The 642-nt window shown below is 50.6% G+C and carries 7 tRNA genes; all 7 read left to right on the forward strand.

Features of this window, described 5'->3' with window-relative positions:
- Positions 1–15 precede the first annotated feature (15 nt).
- The 7 genes from HT703_RS01560 (at position 16) to HT703_RS01590 (ending at position 615) form a co-directional block, all read left to right on the forward strand.
- Positions 16–88 (forward strand) — tRNA-Thr (locus tag HT703_RS01560).
- Positions 89–110: 22 nt separating this feature from the next.
- Positions 111–182, forward strand: a tRNA-Gly gene (locus HT703_RS01565).
- A 7-nt stretch (positions 183–189) separates the two neighbouring features.
- A tRNA-Leu gene (locus HT703_RS01570) sits at positions 190–275 on the forward strand.
- 11 nt (positions 276–286) lie between these two features.
- Positions 287–360, forward strand: a tRNA-Arg gene (locus tag HT703_RS01575).
- Between the two features lie 15 nt (positions 361–375).
- A tRNA-Pro gene (locus HT703_RS01580) sits at positions 376–449 on the forward strand.
- Positions 450–454: 5 nt separating this feature from the next.
- A tRNA-Met gene (locus HT703_RS01585) sits at positions 455–528 on the forward strand.
- A 13-nt stretch (positions 529–541) separates the two neighbouring features.
- Positions 542–615, forward strand: a tRNA-Ile gene (locus HT703_RS01590).
- Positions 616–642: the final 27 nt, after the last annotated feature.

A 642-nucleotide genomic window follows, 5' to 3' on the forward strand; every position in this document is an offset into this window, starting at 1 on the left:
AGATATAATAAATGAGCCGGCTTAGCTCAGTTGGTAGAGCATCTGATTTGTAATCAGAGGGTCGCGTGTTCAAGTCATGTAGCCGGCATTTTTAGATAGAAGAAAATAGTGCGAACGTAGTTCAGTGGTAGAACACCACCTTGCCAAGGTGGGGGTCGCGGGTTCGAATCCCGTCGTTCGCTTAGAGAGGCCGGGGTGGCGGAACTGGCAGACGCACAGGACTTAAAATCCTGCGATTGGTAACGATCGTACCGGTTCGATTCCGGTCTTCGGCATAATATAATGAGCACCCTTAGCTCAACTGGATAGAGTACCTGACTACGAATCAGGCGGTTAGAGGTTCGACTCCTCTAGGGTGCATTTTTCTATTTAACTCGGGAAGTAGCTCAGCTTGGTAGAGTACTTGGTTTGGGACCAAGGTGTCGCAGGTTCGAATCCTGTCTTCCCGATTCATGGCGGTGTAGCTCAGCTGGCTAGAGCGTCCGGTTCATACCCGGGAGGTCGGGGGTTCGATCCCCTTCGCCGCTATAATGATCTTGTCGGACCTTTAGCTCAGCTGGTTAGAGCTCTCGGCTCATAACCGAGTGGTCGTAGGTTCAAGTCCTACAAGGTCCATTTGAATATTGGAGGATTACCCAAGTC

The organism is Streptococcus sp. 3874, assembly GCF_013276425.1.
GTDB lineage: Bacteria > Bacillota > Bacilli > Lactobacillales > Streptococcaceae > Streptococcus > Streptococcus pseudopneumoniae.